Source organism: Thermostichus sp. MS-CIW-36 (genome assembly GCF_054059035.1).
The window spans coordinates 23767-40557 of record NZ_JBSSBR010000027.1 but is presented as its reverse complement, the minus strand read 5'-3'; the positions used below and the strand labels follow the sequence as shown (position 1 = coordinate 40557).

17 protein-coding genes are annotated in these 16791 nt (G+C 57.0%); 14 read left to right on the top strand and 3 right to left on the bottom strand.

Translation table 11 applies throughout. The features are described from left to right. The 10 genes from ACVWVQ_RS11330 to ACVWVQ_RS11285 all read left to right on the top strand — a co-directional run. Positions 1–371: zinc ribbon domain-containing protein (locus ACVWVQ_RS11330; protein WP_457508510.1), on the top strand; the 371-nt coding region annotated here is incomplete at its 5' end. Between the two features lie 31 nt (positions 372–402). Then, positions 403–1038, top strand: a complete 636-nt coding sequence (locus ACVWVQ_RS11325) for an FHA domain-containing protein (protein WP_457508508.1) — start codon at positions 403–405, stop codon at positions 1036–1038. Between the two features lie 42 nt (positions 1039–1080). Further along, complete coding sequence (locus ACVWVQ_RS11320; RefSeq protein ID WP_457508506.1) at positions 1081–1824, top strand: class I SAM-dependent methyltransferase; 744 nt, start codon at positions 1081–1083, stop codon at positions 1822–1824. A 17-nt stretch (positions 1825–1841) separates the two neighbouring features. Beyond that, a complete protein-coding gene (locus ACVWVQ_RS11315) occupies positions 1842–2624 on the top strand; it encodes an ABC transporter permease (RefSeq protein WP_457508514.1) in 783 nt (260 codons plus the stop codon). A gap of 365 nt (positions 2625–2989) precedes the next feature. After that, entirely contained in the window at positions 2990–3703 is a 714-nt protein-coding gene (locus ACVWVQ_RS11310; RefSeq protein ID WP_457508504.1) for a DUF4394 domain-containing protein, read from the top strand. A 287-nt stretch (positions 3704–3990) separates the two neighbouring features. Further along, positions 3991–4572: a sigma-70 family RNA polymerase sigma factor gene (locus ACVWVQ_RS11305; protein ID WP_414418040.1), complete on the top strand. Its 582-nt coding sequence runs from the start codon at positions 3991–3993 to the stop codon at positions 4570–4572. Then, positions 4569–5324, top strand: coding sequence for an anti-sigma factor domain-containing protein (locus tag ACVWVQ_RS11300; RefSeq protein ID WP_457508501.1), 756 nt, complete (start codon positions 4569–4571; stop codon positions 5322–5324). The genes ACVWVQ_RS11305 and ACVWVQ_RS11300 overlap by 4 nt, the downstream gene beginning before the upstream one ends. Positions 5325–5473: 149 nt before the next feature. Further along, positions 5474–5695 carry a DUF2839 domain-containing protein gene (locus tag ACVWVQ_RS11295; RefSeq protein WP_011432808.1) on the top strand — a complete coding sequence of 74 codons (222 nt, stop codon included), beginning with the start codon at positions 5474–5476 and terminating at the stop codon, positions 5693–5695. A 40-nt stretch (positions 5696–5735) separates the two neighbouring features. Further along, positions 5736–6563: a carbon-nitrogen hydrolase family protein gene (locus tag ACVWVQ_RS11290; RefSeq protein WP_457467333.1), complete on the top strand. Its 828-nt coding sequence runs from the start codon at positions 5736–5738 to the stop codon at positions 6561–6563. A gap of 9 nt (positions 6564–6572) precedes the next feature. Continuing rightward, positions 6573–6839, top strand: a complete 267-nt coding sequence (locus ACVWVQ_RS11285; RefSeq protein WP_457508499.1) for a glutaredoxin family protein — start codon at positions 6573–6575, stop codon at positions 6837–6839. Positions 6840–6876: 37 nt separating this feature from the next. Here ACVWVQ_RS11285 and ACVWVQ_RS11280 read toward each other — a convergent pair whose 3' ends face one another. Next, positions 6877–10374 carry a DNA polymerase III subunit alpha gene (locus ACVWVQ_RS11280; protein WP_457467332.1) on the bottom strand — a complete coding sequence of 1166 codons (3498 nt, stop codon included), beginning with the start codon at positions 10372–10374 and terminating at the stop codon, positions 6877–6879. A gap of 117 nt (positions 10375–10491) precedes the next feature. Here ACVWVQ_RS11280 and selD point away from each other — a divergent pair, with 117 nt between their 5' ends. From selD to ACVWVQ_RS11265, 3 genes are all read left to right on the top strand, one after another. Next, positions 10492–11559, top strand: coding sequence for a selenide, water dikinase SelD (gene selD, locus ACVWVQ_RS11275; protein WP_414329229.1), 1068 nt, complete (start codon positions 10492–10494; stop codon positions 11557–11559). A gap of 435 nt (positions 11560–11994) precedes the next feature. Continuing rightward, a complete protein-coding gene (locus tag ACVWVQ_RS11270; RefSeq protein ID WP_457508497.1) occupies positions 11995–12492 on the top strand; it encodes a hypothetical protein in 498 nt (165 codons plus the stop codon). Positions 12493–12648: 156 nt separating this feature from the next. Continuing rightward, positions 12649–13785, top strand: a complete 1137-nt coding sequence (locus tag ACVWVQ_RS11265; protein ID WP_457385892.1) for an ABC transporter permease — start codon at positions 12649–12651, stop codon at positions 13783–13785. 47 nt (positions 13786–13832) lie between these two features. Here the strand turns inward: ACVWVQ_RS11265 and ACVWVQ_RS11260 are convergent, their stop codons facing one another. After that, positions 13833–14774 (bottom strand): hypothetical protein, encoded by a 942-nt coding sequence (locus tag ACVWVQ_RS11260; protein WP_457508495.1) that lies wholly within the window; start codon positions 14772–14774, stop codon positions 13833–13835. A gap of 307 nt (positions 14775–15081) precedes the next feature. Between ACVWVQ_RS11260 and ACVWVQ_RS11255 the strand changes: the two genes are divergently transcribed. Then, positions 15082–15669, top strand: coding sequence for a hypothetical protein (locus ACVWVQ_RS11255; protein WP_457508493.1), 588 nt, complete (start codon positions 15082–15084; stop codon positions 15667–15669). A 221-nt stretch (positions 15670–15890) separates the two neighbouring features. Here the strand turns inward: ACVWVQ_RS11255 and ACVWVQ_RS11250 are convergent, their stop codons facing one another. Next, complete coding sequence (locus ACVWVQ_RS11250) at positions 15891–16775, bottom strand: hypothetical protein (protein WP_457508491.1); 885 nt, start codon at positions 16773–16775, stop codon at positions 15891–15893. Positions 16776–16791: the final 16 nt, after the last annotated feature.

The following is a 16791-nucleotide window of genomic DNA, read 5'->3' as shown; positions in this document are numbered from 1 at the left end:
TCCGGCGGTCGGCCCAGTACAACAAGGTAGCCAACCAGAAAATCCACCAAATGCTGTCGGGACAGGTGCGGCGGATGCTCACCTACAAGGCAGAGAAGTTGGGGATGTGGGTGGTGTTGCAAGAGGAACGGTACACCTCGCAGAAGTGCCCGCGTTGCCACATGCCCCACAAGCCCACTGGTAGGGAGTATCATTGCCGGGCTTGTGGCTTTCGGTTTCACCGCGACGGCGTAGGGTCGGTAAATCTGAGACGAAAGTATCTGGGGCAGTTTGATGTCCCAGTAGTTGGGGTGATGGCATCCCCCATCGGGTTGAGGTTTCGACCCCATACCCGGTGTAGCTCAGTAAGCAGGAGTCATTCTGCAACCTGAGAAAGAATCCCCCGGCTTCAGGCGGGGGAGAATGTCAAATAAGATGGTGGTGTATGATTTGAGCCGATGGCGGGCGATAAGAGGGGGAAGTCCTCATTCTGGGGTTAACTGCAGCTTCGTTGCCTGGCCGTCCTTGGGCTGCCGTTTCCAACACCTCAACCACGCCGAGCGCACCCATAGCATGAACGCTTCTGCTGCCCAACCCAACCCTGCTCACCCGGTCTTGATCTTCACCGATCAGATGGGTCGGCGCGGTGTTGTCCTGGACAACATTTACTACTCGGTAGGCTGGGCAGTGAACAACCACATTCGCCTTTACGACCCTTGCGTCTCTCGCAAGCATGCGTTGATCATCCGCATTCCCGATGAGAACCGGGTTGGATATGGCTATGTGGTGTTCGATGGCGGCTCTGGATCTGGCCGCAGCACCAACGGCCTATTCGTCAATGGGAAACGGGTTTTGTCCCATCGCCTTGAGTTGTTGGATAAGATAGGCTTTGGCCCGAATGTGACGGCAATTGTGGAGAGCACCGACCGCCTCACTCCCGAAACCCTGGCCGGTCTGTTAAAGCCTTTATCCCCCGGCGACCACAGGGCCCTGCTGGGATCCCAGAAGAAAACCTCGGAAGAGATCCCGAAAAAAAACGGCGACTTTACCGCCGCCTGATTCCCTGCCCCGAATTCAGCAGATGATCGAGCTCTGATTGCTGTGCCCCCCATTCCACCTGCGCTGAGCGGCTACTGGCAAAATGCCTTTGACCTAGAAGACCATCTGGGATCCTTCCTGGGCCTTGCGGCTGCCGATCTGCGGGAGAGGCTGCGGGCAGGGCAGCAAGAATTGGCGGAGTTGGGCCGGCGAGACTTTGGCTGGGATCGGGCAGATGCGTTTTATCGGGATCAGGTGGGATCCGCCTATTTGCTGGACTTGGCTGCTTGGCACCTGAGCAGCACCGACTACATCGGCGATACCTTACGCCTGGTTGCGGATCATGCCCGCGGGCTGGTGCTGGATTTTGGCGGCGGCATTGGCACCCATGCGATTGGGGCAGCCCTTTGTGGGGCGGTGGAGCGGGTCATCTTTTGGGACATCAACCCTGTGCATCGACAACTGGTGCGGCTGCGGGCCGAGAAGTTGGGCCTAAAAGAGCGGATCCACTGTCCAGAAACCTTCCCAGAAGGGATGCAGTTGGATACAATCCTCTGCTTTGATGTGATAGAGCATTTGCCAAGTCCGGCAGAGCAGTTGCGGCAGTTTTATGGTTGGCTACAGCCGCAAGGTAGGCTGTTGATCAACTGGTATTTCTTCAAGGGGTTTAACGGCGAGTTTCCTTTTCACCTGGACGACCCGCAAAAGGTAGAGCAATTCTTTCAGGTGCTGCAAAGCTGTTTTTTGGAGGTGTTTCACCCCTATTTCATTACCGCCCGCTGTTACCGCAAGTGGGATAAAAGCTGAGATTGGAGAAAACCAAGGTGCTGCGCTATTTGCGGATACTGTGGCTGTTTTGGAGCACCTCAATCGCGGCAGAAATGGAGTACCGTGCCAATTTTTTCTTTGCCAGCCTCAGCAGTCTGGGTGGCTTGGGATCCGCTCTGTTTGGGCTGTCGTTGTTTTACCAGCAGGGGCACCGGCTGGGCGGTTGGAGTTGGCCGGAAGCCCTCATCGTGTTGGGGGTGTTCACCATTCTGCAGGGGGTGTCGGCCAGTCTCTTTAACGTCAACCTCAATCGCATTGTGCAGCAGGTGCAGGAAGGCACCTTGGATTTTGTTTTGCTAAAGCCAATAAGCAGCCAGTTTTGGCTGTCGGCCAGGGTGTTTTCCCCCTGGGGCCTGGTGGATATCGGCTTTGGCCTGTTGCTGATTCTCTACGCCGGGATCCAGCTCCATTTGCCTGCTTGGGCCTATGCTCTGGGGCTGCTGCCTCTGCTGCTGGGGCTGATCATCCTCTACAGCCTCTGGTTTATGTTGGGAGCCACCAGCATTTGGTTTGTGAAAATCTACAACGTGACCGAGGTGTTACGGGGCTTGGTAGAGGCAGGGCGGTTCCCGATGGTGGCTTATCCGGTGGCCTACCGCGTGTTTTTTACCTTCATCGTGCCGGTGGCTTTCCTGACCACCATCCCGGCGGAGACCCTGCTGGGGCGAGCCCAATGGCCGTGGCTGCTGGGATCCGGTCTGCTGGCGGCGGGGCTGTTGTGGGGATCCCATCTTTTCTGGCGCTTTGCCCTGCGCTTCTACACCAGCGCTTCCAGTTAAAGTCTGGTCCAAAACCCTTGGATCCCAGGCATCCGAGTTCTGGGGAGTTGAGTAATTTCTACAGACGCGCCCCATGCGCTGCCATCGCAGAGAACAACTGCCTTCTCCTTCACAAGGCAGAGGGGATCCCAGCCTGCAGCCGGGATCCGGGAGTTCTCTCGATGGACTGCAAAAAAAGGTTTCCACTACAGCGATCTGCAGCCACAGGCTCTGTGGTTTAGGGGGGCTTGTCTGTCAGTGGTTTTGATGGTTTGTCGATCTTTTGAGGAGCCTGTTCAATGCACAAACACACAAGCTTTGTAGCAGCATCTGTGATAGCCGGCAGTTTTGCTCTCTTGGGCTGTGGCAGCAGCACTTCGTCTTCGATGATGCCTTCCCAAGCGGATTTGGTGGCTTTGAGCGGCGGCAATCGCCTCACTTTCATCCGCTCTGCCGATGCCTTTGTGCAGGGATCCCTGACGGTAACAGGAGTGAACGGCAACCTCATTGGTATCGATGTGCGCCCTGCCAACCGGCTGCTTTACGGGCTGACCGACACCAGCATCCTTTACACCATCAACTTGCAGACCGGTGTCGCTACCGTGGCCAGCACTCTGTCGGTTCCCTTCACCGCGGGCACGCTTTCTGGCATGGATTTCAACCCTGTTCCGGATCGGCTGCGCTTGGTGGGAGCCAATGGCCAGAACTTCCGCATCAATGTGGATACGGGCGAAGTGATCCAAGATAGACCTTTGGCCTTTGGCCCAATGGAACTACAGGGATCCCAGCCGGCCATCACCGCCGCCGCCTACACCAACAATGTGGCGGGTGCCCAATCCACGCGGCTGCTGAACATCGACGGGCAACGGAACCTGCTGGTGTTGCAGAATCCCCCCAACGATGGGGTTCAGGTGCCCATTGGCCCCCTGGGGGTGAACTTCGGCCCTGTGGGCGGGTTTGACATCCGTACTGCTGATGGGGTGGATACCGGCTTTGCCATCGGCGGCTCCACCTTGTATCGAATTGACCTCAACACCGGTCGGGCCACATCCCTGGGCACGCTGCCGGGTGGGCCGTTCTTTGGCTTGGCTGCCCTCTAGGAAGGCCGATTCCTATTTGCCTATCTAAATCAAGATTCATCAGCGTTAATCAACATTTTGAATTCATGGGTTTGGATCAACTTTTTGAAATCATTGCCGCAGTTGATCCCTTGCGTGGCCCGATCCCAGCTCAGGATTGGGCCTTCTATTTCCCCACAAGTCAGGGTTGACCTTCGCCTATGCAGACGATAAATTATGAAAGCCGCTGCCCTGCTTGGGTTGTCCTGGGCGATGCTTGTGCCTCTGCAGTTTCTCTCTCTCTTCCATCCCGTTTCCTCTTCCCGCTCATGAAGATCGAGGGCGACAAAGCTGAGGGATCCCTGCAGGAAAAAACCGATGCAGAGGTGTTTGCAGCCCTAAAAGCAGGCCGGTCACAAGCTCTGGCCATTCTCTACGACCGACATGCCGGCTTGGTGTACGGAATTGCCTGCAAAATGCTGGGCAACACTGCCGAAGCCGAAGATCTCACCCAAGATATTTTTTTGAACTTGGCCCGTTCCTCCTTTGATCCCAGACGGGGATCCCTGCGCACCTACCTGAGCATCTTGGCTCGCTCTCGCTGTTTGGATCGGCTGCGCTCTTGGCGGAATCGACAGCGCTCCCTGGAACAGGGCAGAGTGGAATTGCAGGGTAGTCCTGCTGCGGATCCCACCTTGGAGCAGTTGGCCCAAGCGGAACGGGTGGCCGAGGTGCAAACGGCTTTGGCCGAGTTGTCCGAAAGTCAACGGCAAGTCTTAAAGATGGCCTATTACGAAGGCATGAGCCAAACGGAAATTGCCAAGCAACTGGATCTGCCTTTGGGAACGGTCAAAGCCAGAGCTCGGCGGGCTCTGCTGCGGCTGCGCGAGTTGTTGGGAGGCCCCTCATGAAAGCCGAATCTGTGTCTCCCGAAGAACTGCAACTGTGGCTGGCAGGCTATGTGCTGGGGGATCTCTCCCCGGAAGAGGCCGACCGGCTGGAGGCATTGCTCAAGCTGCGCCCGGAGCTGCACCGAGAACTGCAGGCTTTGCAACAGGCATTGGAGACAGCCTACGGCGTGGAGGAAAAGCAACCTCCCCCCGCCCTGCGGGCTTCTCTGTTGCAGGCACATGCGGAGCAGGCAGCCCAACCGATGCGCACCCCCACCTGGGTTGCCAAGGGATCCCGTCTCTGGCAGCGGGGCTTGGGGGCAGTGGCCGCAGGCTTGATCGTCGCTTTGGGGCTGGGGAACCTCTACCTGTGGCGCAGGCTGCAGCTAGCCCAGACTCAAGGGATCCCTGCCGAGGTGTTGACTTATGAGTTGCAGCCGACTGCGGAGAACCTAACCGGCTCGGTCAGGCTTGAGGTGGATCCCCAGCGCTTGCAAGGGCGATTGGTGGCCCAAGGTTTGCCACCTCTGCCGGAAGGCCGGGTCTATGCCCTGTGGGTGGTGGTGGATCCTGAGGCGCCCTTCACCACCGATAGTGCGGGGGCCATCCTCATGGCAGCTTTTCCGGTGGATGAAACAGGAAACCGCCAACAGGAGCTGCGCCTACCGCCGGTGTTTGAATCTGCAGAATGGGTGCGGGCTGTGGCCATTAGCGAAGAGGACAGCGAGCGTCCCCAAGAGCACGAAGGATCCCCCTTGTGGATTTCCGGCTAGGGAAAGCATCGGCAGGCCCATGGATTGGCGTGGCCTGATGGCGTAAATAGGCGATTATTATGCAGATTGATATCCACCCAGTCTTGTGACCCAGACAGAAAACCTTAAGATAAAAGTCGCCACCCGGCGAAGAACTCGGAGGCTACCCCATGGGCGAAGCAAAGCGCCGTAAAACCCGCATCAGCCAAGATCCCGACCAAGAGCTGGTGTTTCCCAACCTCAAAGACATTCCCCTCACCAAAGGGCAAGCTCGCGCGATCTACAATTGGACAACCCGTGGTGCTTGGGCAGGCATTATTCTGCTGGCGATTGTTTGGGTTGTGATCCGATTTGTGGGGCCTGCCTTGGGCTGGTGGCATCTGGTCGGCTAGCCGGCCGGATCCCCTTTAGCATCCTTTGGAGTTTCCGTCTATGCGCTCTTATCTGGCAGCCGCCATTCAAATGACCAGCATTCCCGATCTGGCCAGCAACTTGCAGCAGGCGGAAGAGTGGATCGACTTTGCGGCGCGCCAGGGGTGCGAGCTGGTGACGCTACCGGAAAACTTTGCCTTCATGGGGCCGGAAGCCGAGAAAGCCCGCCTTGCCCCCGAGATTGCGGAGCGGGCTGAGGAGTTTCTGAGCAAGATGGCCCAGCGCTACCAGGTATTTATTTTGGGAGGAGGGTATCCTGTGCCGGATGGGCAGGGCAAAGTTTACAACACCGCCGCCCTCTACAGCCCTGACGGCAAAGAGCTGGCCCGCTATCGCAAAATTCACCTGTTCGATGTGAATTTGCCCGATGGCAATACCTACCGCGAGTCGAACACGGTGGTCAGCGGAGATGAGGTGGTCACCTGCGAGCAAGAGCAACTGGGGAACCTCGGTTTGTCGGTCTGCTACGACGTACGCTTTCCAGAGCTGTACCGATCCCTGGTGGATCGCGGAGCCCAGATTTTGCTCATCCCTGCCGCCTTCACGGCCTACACGGGTCGGGATCACTGGCAGGTTTTGCTGCAATGCCGGGCCATTGAGAACACCTGTTACGTGATAGCCCCCGCCCAGGTGGGCACCCACTACGAGCGGCGACAGTGTCACGGCCATGCCATGATCGTGGACCCCTGGGGGACTATCTTGGCGGATGCGGGTGGCGAAAAACCGGGGGTGGCCATTGCTGAAATTAACCCAGAGCGTTTCCAGTTGGTCAGGCGGCAGATGCCTTCCCTACAACACCGTCGGCTGGCCTGCACCGTCACCCGCTAGGGATCCGCTATGCCATCCCCTTGGCCTGCGCTGATTCTCTACAGCAAGCCCGGCTGCCACCTGTGCGAAGGCTTGGCCAATAAGTTGCGGCAAATCCCTGAGATCACCCTGTTGGAAATCCGCGACATCACCTCCAACCCGAGTTGGTGGGAGCAATACCAACTGAAAGTTCCCGTGCTCACCCTGGCAGGGGATCCCGAGCGACCTTTGCCACGTCCTTCCCCTCGGCTGACGGTGAGCCAGTTGCGGGCTTGGCTTGAGAAACAGCTCCGTTGAATTTCTCCTGCTGCTGCCGGAGCTTTCTCTGCCATGCCTATGGAGAGAGCAGCGATTCGCTGCGGGCGGTGTAGCCGGCTTGACGCAGGGCTTCAACGGCGGCTTGGGCATTGTTAACCCAAAATTGGGATCCCATTCTCACCCAAAGGGTATGGGGATGGGCGGTGATGGCAGCCACGACAGGAATGCGATTTTCTTCTTTGGTTTCCGAGCGTTGGCGGGCGATCAAGGTTTGTAAACGATATCGATCCTCCAGTGTCCCGGCAGAGTCGAGAGGGATCTCCACCGTTACCCAGCTAACAGATTCAATCGGTTGTAAATCTTCCACAATCAGTTGCACCTGTTCATCCCGCTGATCCACTTTGGCCCAGACCCACAGCCGTTGATCCACCTCCAGGCGACCTCGCAAACGTTCGTAGGTTTTGGGAAAGATCACCGCTTCACAACTGCCGGTGAGATCTTCCAGTTGCAAAATGGCCATGCGATCCCCTTTCTTGGTTGTCACACTTTTCATGGCAGTCACCAAGGCGAGAACACCCACAGAGGCATCGGCTGCACAGCCGCCCAGGTCAGCTAGGTTGACGGGGGCCAGTAGCCGCGCTTGTTCCTGAATGCGACGCAGCGGATGATCCGAGACATAAAACCCCAACAGTTCCCGTTCCAGCCTCAACTTTTCCTGGGGTGGAAAATCCTCGGTAACCGGCCCACGCGGAGCTTCCACAAATCCATTGCCGGCGCTGCTATTGCTCCCCAGTAGATCGAACAAGCTGGCTTGGCCGATGGCTTTGGACTTGGCTCGCTGCGCTGCCCAACTGAGGATGGGATCCAAATCGGCAATTAGTTGTTTACGATTTCCAGAAATACAATCAAAAGCGCCCGCACAAATCAGGGCCTCCAGGGCACGACGGTTAACAATACGCAGATCCACCCGCTCACAGAAATCGGCCAGAGAGGTAAAGGGGCCACCAGCTTGACGGGCGGCAAGAATGTTTTGAATGGCACCTTCCCCCACATTCTTCACGGCTCCCAGGCCAAACAAAATGCTGGATCCCTGGGGAGTAAAGTCCATTCCAGAACGGTTGATATCCGGTGGCTGAATTTGGATCCCAATTGACAGGCAATAGGTGATGTAGCGCTGTACCTTGTCCTGATCCCCCCCCACAGAAGAGAGCAAGGCTGCCATATATTCGGTTGGGTAATTGGCCTTGAGGTAAGCTGTTTGAAAAGTAATCAACCCATAGGCAGTAGAATGCGATTTATTGAAGCAATACTCGGCAAAAGCAACCATTTGATCAAACAATTCTGTGGCAACTTCTTGGCTTACACCCCGCTTGGCTGCCCCCTGCACAAATTGCTCGCGGTGTTTCTCCATCTCGGAGACTTTCTTTTTCCCCATCGCTCGCCGCAGCAGATCGGCTTGGCCTAAGGTGTATCCGGCCATGTCTTGGGCAATGCGCATGATCTGTTCCTGGTAGAGGATGGCTCCGTAGGTATCCTGAAGAATGGGCTTGAGGAGTTCGTGGGCATAGGTTACCGGTTTGCGACCGTGCTTGCGATCGATAAAGTCGGGGATCATTCCCGTATCCAATGGGCCTGGCCGGTACAAGGCCAATACTGAAGAAATATCTTCCAGGTTGGAAGGTTTGAGCTCCCGCACCACCTGCTTCATGCCAGAAGATTCCAGTTGGAAGATCCCTTCCAGCTCTCCCTTTTCCAAAAGCTGGTAGGTTTTCTTGTCGTCTAGGGGTAGGTTATCCAGATCTATATTGACGCCATTGTGTTCTCGGATCAGTTCCACTGCCCGCTGAATCATCGTCAGGTTGCGCAGACCCAAAAAGTCCATCTTCAGCAAGCCCAAAGACTCGATATCTTCCATCGAGTACTGGGTGATAATTTGGCCTTCATTGTTGTACTGCAGAGGCACGATCTCATCTAAGGGATCCTTAGCAATCACCACACCGGCAGCGTGAACCCCGAAGGTTTTGTTGGTGCCCTCCAACAAACGTGCCAGCTCGATCCAGCGGTGGGTGGTTGGGTCTTTCTCGTATTTTTCTTTGAACTCTGGAGCGGGAGTATCCTCGCCAATCATCTCTTCCAATTTTGCGGGCTTGCCTCGGGATACCGGGATCAATTTCGCCATTTTGTCGGCTTCTGAGTAGGGAATGTCTAAGACTCGACCGACATCTTTGAGAATGGCTTTAGAGGTCATGCGGTTAAAGGTGATGATCTGGGCGACTCGCTCTTGGCCGTATTTGCGGGTCACATAGTCGATCAGCTCTCCCCGCCGCTCGATGCAAAAATCCGTATCGATATCCGGCATCGATTGACGTTCTGGATTGAGAAATCGCTCAAACAGTAGGCCGTATTTAACCGGGTCAATGTTGGTAATTTGTAGGGCATAGGCCACCAGGGATCCTGCTGCCGAGCCTCGCCCCGGCCCCACCGGGATCCCCTGCTCGCGGGCATAGCGAACGTAGTCCCAGACCACCAGGAAATAGCTGGAGAAGCCCTTTTGTTGGATGATGTTCAGCTCAAAGCGCAGGCGCTCCTGGTAGTTTTGGGGGATCTGATCCGGCTGAGCAACACCGCAGCGCTTCGCCAGCCCCTGCCAGGCCAATTCTGTGAGATAGCTATCGGCAGAATGGCCCGGTGGAACCGGGTAGTCGGGCATGCGCATTTCCCCAAATAGGTCATAGCCCTCGATCTTTTCCAGCACCTTCAGGGTGTTGGCGATGGCCTCGTCAATCACCTCCTGTTCCAAATGGTCACGGCAGAGACGGCGCATCTCTTCTGGGCTTTTCAGGTATTCGGTTCCGGTGTAGCGAAGGCGATTTTTTTCAGTAAGGGATTTGCCTGTTTGAATGCAGAGCAGCGCATCGTGGGCCTCTACATCCCAGCAGGAAATAAAATGGCTATCGTTGGTGAGGATGATCGGGATCCCCAATTCGCGGGCGATGCGCACCAACTGCACATTGACAAAGCGATCTTCTTGATAACCGTGATCCTGAATCTCGATGTAATAATCATCCCCAAACTGCTCTTGGTACCAAGCGGCAACTTCACGGGCAATTTCTGGCCGCCGCTGCAAAATAGCTTGAGGCACTTCTCCTGCCAAGCAGCCGCTGGTGACGATCAGCCCTTCTTTGTATTGCACCAAATACTCTTTGTTGATGCAGGGGCGAGAGAAAATCCCTTTCCCTTGAATGCCATGTAGATGGGAAATGGTGGTTAGCTTCACTAAGTTTTTGTAGCCCTGGGTGTTTTTGGCCAGAACCACCTGGTGATACTTGGGGTACTTGCGGCTTTTATCGCGGATATCGCCGTTGATTACATACATTTCATTGCCGATGATTGGAGTAATCCCTTTGCTTTTACACAGTTTCACCAGCTCTAACGCCCCATACATGACACCGTGATCCGTCAGGGCCAGCCCCGGCAAACCCATAGCGACCACCTGCTCGATCAGACGCGGCAATTGGCTGGCGCCATCCAAGAGGCTGTATTCGCTGTGGAGATGCAAAGGAACAAAAGACATGGCAACGCTATGGATAGTGGGATCCCTTTAACCTTAACTCAGCGTGTCCATTTCTCGACTGCCTGCAGATGCCGCTACAGTAAAGTCAGCTGATGTTTTTTCCCTTTTCTTGAATCTATGGATGCTCCCATTCGCCTCACCCAGTACTCCCACGGCGGTGGCTGCGGCTGTAAAATTGCCCCGGCCCTGCTGCAACAAATTCTCAGGGATGTGCCCCTGCTATCCCCAAATCCGGCTTTGTTGGTGGGAGCTGAAACCAGCGATGATGCGGCTGTCTATCAACTAAACGACCACCAAGCCCTAATTTTGACCACCGACTTCTTCATGCCGATTGTGGATGAGCCGGTGGATTTTGGTCGGATCGCGGCGACCAATGCCCTTTCCGATGTCTACGCGATGGGGGGCACTCCCATTCTGGCTTTGGCAGTTTTGGGCATGCCGGTCAATACCCTGCCGATGCAGGCCATCCAAGGGATCATGGCCGGAGGGATCCAGGTTTGCCAAGAAGCCGGGATCCCTTTGGCAGGGGGGCACTCCATCGATTCGCCGGAGCCCATCTTCGGCTTGGTGGCAGCAGGTTTGGCCCATCCACACCACATTCGCCGCAATGCCACGGCCCAAGCCGGGGACGATCTGATCCTGACCAAGCCGCTGGGGATCGGGGTGATGACCACCGCTCTGAAAAAGGGTCAGCTCAGTGCGGCAGGCTACGCGGAAGTTTTGCAGGTGATGACCCAGCTGAATCGCATCGGCTCGCAACTGGCTCGGCGACCGCAAGTTCACGCCATGACGGATGTAACAGGGTTTGGCCTGGTGGGACACTTGCTGGAAGTCTGCCGCGGCTCGGGGGTGGGGGCCAGTTTGGATCTGGCTTCCATTCCGTTTTTGGCAGAAGCGCTCTCGCTGGCAGAGGCGGGGATCTTTCCAGGGGCGGCTCGTCGCAATTGGCAGGGCTATGAGGGGGTACAGGCAGAATCCCTGCCCGAGTGGCAGCAACTGCTGCTGGCGGATCCCCAAACCAGCGGGGGCTTGCTGGTGGCGGTGGATCCCGGCTACACCTCAGACCTCTTGCAAGAGCTGCACAGTGCCGGCTACCCCTACGCCCGTCGCATTGGCCGCTGCCAAGCCGGAGACACCAGAATCCATGTTACCGGCAAGATCAGCCTCAGCCCAGCGGCAGCCTGAAGAAGACCCTCTGGCAATACTGATACATTCACGCTGAACTCTCCTGAACATGGTTCAGGAAAGAAGCGATCGCATCCTGCCTATCTCTGTTCGCGTCAGCGGGACGGAGTCCAAACAGGAAGGCGGTATCCCGCAAAGCCCTGAGGAATACCCCCCGAGCGCTTTCCCCCTTCACTTCCCGGCAACCGTTGCGGTGGACTCAAGGATCAGGGGGAAACTTGGTCTACTATATCCCTCTCAATGACTTTTGCCAAACCGCCTAAAGCTCAGTAAATTCAGCAAAGTTCAGGGTTTTGGGGGTTAGAGGCATGCTCACCATGCAAAGTCTCATGCAAAGTCTCGATAGAGGGCTCAGTATGAAGATTGCGTCAAGCAGCTCTGAGAAAGTTAAAGATACCATGTGAGGCAAGGGAAGGTTGAGATATCCTGAGATCTATGAGCGAGCTTCCCCCCAGCCGTAGTCTGGTTCAGCGAGTTGAGCCTGGCCAGCTGATTCGAACCCTCAGCAGTGGGCAATTGCTGATGGTGGACCCCCAGCGGCACAACGCCCTGATCATCTGCAAGACGTTTCATGCTGAGTTTGCCGGGCCGGGTGCTGCTGTTGGGGGGCCATTGGATGTGGAGTCCGGCGGCGTTGTCCCCATTGGGGATGTGGTTTTGCTGCATCCGCAAGACCACCAAGAGCGGCAAAATGCCTATGCCAAGCGGCTGCACTGGATGCGTTGGCTGCAGCAAATCACCGACAATCCTTTGCCGGCCCAGCGGGCGCGGGTTTTGCTCTTTAGCTTAGAGGAATTTTTCTCTGCGGATTTGGTTAGCCAATTGCCCGATGACATTTTGGCACGGCTGGTGGGGGTGCTGCCCCAGACGGTTGCTGCGGTGCGGATGGAGATGATGGCCCGCTATAGCCCCAGCTATTCCTTGGCAGGCTGAGCTTGTCTTGGACTGGGGAAGGGACTCGTCCTGCCAGCATGAATCGGTGACACCTTGCAGCCCTCTCTGCAACTGGAACAAGACACGATCAGCTACACTGAAAGCCAATTTGCGTTGGCATTTGGTTCAACTGGACTCGACTGGAATCTTTGCCTCATGCAGTGGTGGAAACGGCTTCGCCGCAATCGATGGGCCCAAGCAGGAGCCTACATTCTTCTTGTTTTCTACGCCTGCGCCATTTTTGCCGAGTTCGTTGCCCCCTACAGCCCACTGGAATCTCAACCGGGGGGATCCCTTCTGCCGCCCACCGCCATTCACTTTTGGGATGAATCGGGCGCTTGGATTGGGCCCCACGTTTATCCAACCCGCCAGGGGCCAGTGGATCTGGAAACGGGAGAACGCCCGCTCTTGGTGGATACCAGCCGTCCAGCCGGGATCCGCTTGTTTGTGGCCGGTACTCCCTACCGTTGGTTGGGGTTGATCCCCTCCAATCGGCATCTGTTCGGCACCGTCCCGCTGCGGCCTGTTGCAGAAGCAGGACAAGTGGGATCGCAAATCAGCGAAGAGCCACCTGTGGCACGGCTGCACCTGCTGGGCACAGATGATCAAGGTCGGGACTATTTCAGTCGCTTGGTCTATGGCGGGCGCGTCAGCCTGTTTATCGGCTTGGTGGGCATTGGCATCTCTTTCCCCATTGGTCTGCTGGTGGGGGCCATATCCGGCTACCTTGGGGGCTGGGTGGATACGCTCCTGATGCGCTTGGCAGAGGTGTTGATGTCGATTCCGACGCTGTATCTGCTGGTGTCGCTGGCAGCGGTGTTGCAGGTGAATCCGCTGACCGGGGTGCCTTTCAGCAATGCCGAGCGCTTCTTGGTGATTGTGGTGATCCTCTCTTTTGTGGGTTGGGCGGGCCTAGCCAGGGTGATTCGTGGGCAGGTGCTGTCCTTGCGAGAGCGGGACTTTGTGCAGGCAGCGCGGGTAGCCGGGGCTGGATCCCTGTACCTGCTGGTGCGCCATATTTTGCCCCAGACAGCTACTTATGTGGTGATCTCGGCAACCTTGGCGGTGCCCGGCTACATTGCGGCAGAGTCGGTGCTGAGCCTCATTGGGTTGGGGATCCAACAGCCGGATGCCTCTTGGGGCAACATGCTCTCGCTGGCCACCAACGCTTCGGTAATCATCCTACAGCCCTGGCTGGTGCTGGCCCCCACTTTGATGGTGGTGCTGACCTCTCTATCCTTTAACCTGCTGGGGGATGGTTTGCGGGACGCCCTCGATCCTCGGGAAGGGTGAGCTGCTTCCCCATTGCGCCGAGTGAGGGGAATGGAGTGGCCTGCAAATCACCGCTTTCCGTCGGGATAGAGCCGGTTTAGACCCTTGCGAGCCTTAGCATGGACATCCAGGGTGGCATCCATTTTCAGGATCTGCCGGTAAACTTGCTCGGCACGAGCCACTTCCCCTTCCCGTTCCAACTTTTCTCCTAGCTTGAGCAAGTTTTGGGCTGAGAGATCTGCCCAAGGATTCTGTTCGGCTGTTGGCTCCTGCAGTTGCCGCAGCTCTTCTAGGCGCTCTTGCACCATCGGTCGTAACAGCCAAGAGTCATCCAGATCCAAAACCTCTCGGTAGTAGCGCTGGGCCTCTTTAAAGTTCTTTTGCTCGTCGTAGGCTTCCGCCAGTTGTAGCGCCAGTTCCGCTGTGGGCTGATCCTTAAACTGGCGATGCAGTTGGTTCAGTCGCCGCACAAAGGGGGATCCCTGCTGCGGGTTTTTCAAATCCGGGGCGTGCTGAACCGGCAGATAGTCGTCCCTCTTCGCCGATGGTTGAGGAGAAGGGGCAGGCTCTGCAGCTTGAGGTCGAAGGGGCGCTTGGCGGCTGATGCTTTTGGGATCGATGGGGGTGGGCTTGTAAACCCAAATTGGCTGATCCGGAGGAGATGCGGGTGGGGTTGGGCGTGGGATCGGCTGCGGCAAGGGAATGGTCTTGCGATCCGGCGGTTCAGGCGGTGGCTGCTTCAGCTCCTCAAGGGTGCTGGGAGGTTTGGGGGCCTGAAATTGAATCGCTTTGGGAGTCTCCCTGCGCTCTTGGGCCAATTCTCGGTACAGAGCGGCCAATTGAAGGTAACCCGCCTCCTCGTAGGCGGTGGCCAGCCAACGGGCATTCTCTGGGCTGGGATCCGCACGATAAGCTCGCCGGAGCAACTGCAAAGCAGTGCCGTAGTTGCGCTCTCGAATGGCTGCCCGTCCCAAACTCGCTGAGCTGACCCCGATGGTATCGCTGGCCATAGTCCCCCATCTGTCTTGGCGCCGACAATAGAGCTAAGAGTCAAGGCTGAGCTGCTGATAATTCATGTTTTCCAAGCCAGCCACGTGGGTTGACGCTTGCTTAATATAACTGGATTCCTTGGCCATAGCATACCCTCACCAGCCGGGATGTTATCTGCTCGGACAGCTCCCTCTTGTTGAGATCTCTCGCTCTATATCAATTCAATGTCGATATTGAGGGTGGGATTGGATTGAGATCTGGATGCCAAGTTAACTTTCGGGCTAGCTTGTAGTTAGAGCTTCAGCAGCAACAGGTTCTGACGCCAACATGATCCAAGACTTTCGAGAGCGGTACCCTATGGGCAGTTTGCTCACCGATCTGTTGCGGGTGGAAGAAGGGATCTACATCGTCAGAGCCCAGGTGGTGGTGAACAACACGGTTTTGGGCAGTGGCATGGCTGGCTCGAACACCGTCGAAGAGGCGGAAGATGCTGCCTTGAAGCGCGCCCTCCACCACGCAGGATTTGGTCGCCCCACTTCCTCTTTGAGTTTGAGCATGGATTCTGCTGCCGCCAGGGTGCCTTATCTGCCAACTCCTGAGTTGGCCAACGGACACGCTCAGTCTTCCCCTGCTTCTCCAGCCCCTGAGTCGATAGGGATCCCTGCAAAGCCAAGTTCCCCAGAGCTGCCCGGTCTAAGTGAGCCGGCGGCCTATGGGGATGACCTATCGGACATCATTGCCCAAACGGATGTGGAGATGCAGCGCATTGGCTGGGGCCGCAAGGAAGGACAAGAGTTTTTGGAACGTCGCTTTCAGAAGAAATCTCGCCACCAACTCAGCGACGCCGAGCTGCGGGAGTTTTTGCGCTACCTAAAACAGCAGCCCTCCCGCCTCAGCAGCGAACCCCGCTTTTGAAGTCTTCTCGGCCTTGCCGCCAAGATCTCGGGATCTGGAGATCTGGCAACTCCTATCTTCCAACTAGGGTTGTTCCGAGCCCGTTCAAGTAGCCTCTGACCCTTGCCCCCGGCCCCTCTGGAAGGGGGAGTTGGGAATCAAGCCAGCCAACTGTTTTACTGCTAGTTGGCTGCTACTTGGAATAAGCCCGTTCTACCGTCGGTGTCTTGCTGCTGCTGAAGCTAGGGCGCACCTACAATCACGCTGGTGTCTTCCATTTGCTTCACGACCGTTTCTCCCCCTTCCGAGAGCACAACCCGTCGCTCTGGCACCGATACTCCGGCCACCTTGGCGGTTTGGTAGTTTTGACCGGCCTGCACCACAGAGGGAATGACACCTGGGCCAGAAACCAGAGCAAAGGACTCGCCGCCAATCTGTATCATCCCGGAAACCTGTACACTGCGGGCAAAGGCAGCCGGGTCAGGGGTAGGCGTTGGGATCGGGGTAGCCACGGCTACAGGGGCGCCATTGCCACTGCCAGGAGGGGGCAAAACCGGAGGTGGAGGCAGGGGCGGCAGGACAATCTGCGGTTCAGGAGCACGCACATTTTGAGGCACAAAGGGATCCACACGGCCAGCCCCACTCAAGGCCCGCTGGGTTTCCTGCTCTCGATCCACTGGCGGGATCAGGCTAGAGGCAGCTTGGGTAGCCTGCAGAAGGGAGGGCACCGGCGGCGGGGGTTGATCGGGGGCGGTCTGGCCAAAGCCGGCAGGCAAGTTCACCGTTTGTTGCCGGGCGAGAGCTTGCATCTGGCTGGCTCCGCGGGCCAAGGTGGCGCTCATATCCTGTTCCCAAGTCCCTGCAGCATTCAGCCGCATGATCACAGGGCTGGTTCCTCCCCGAGACTCCACCCAAATTTCCGCTTCTGTGTCGCTCAATCGCCGCGAGCTGAGGATCCGGGATCCCGGAGGCAAGAGGGGCCGAAGCGCCAGTTCGGCCTCAGGAACAGCCTGTTCGTTGGCCAGAGCCGGGAACCAACGGGGGGCCAAAAACGCAACGCCCCCTGCCAACAGCAGGCCGGCTACAAGAAAGCAGGACAATGGGCGAGCAGGCAGCGATTTCAGCATAGAGACCACCGGGAGA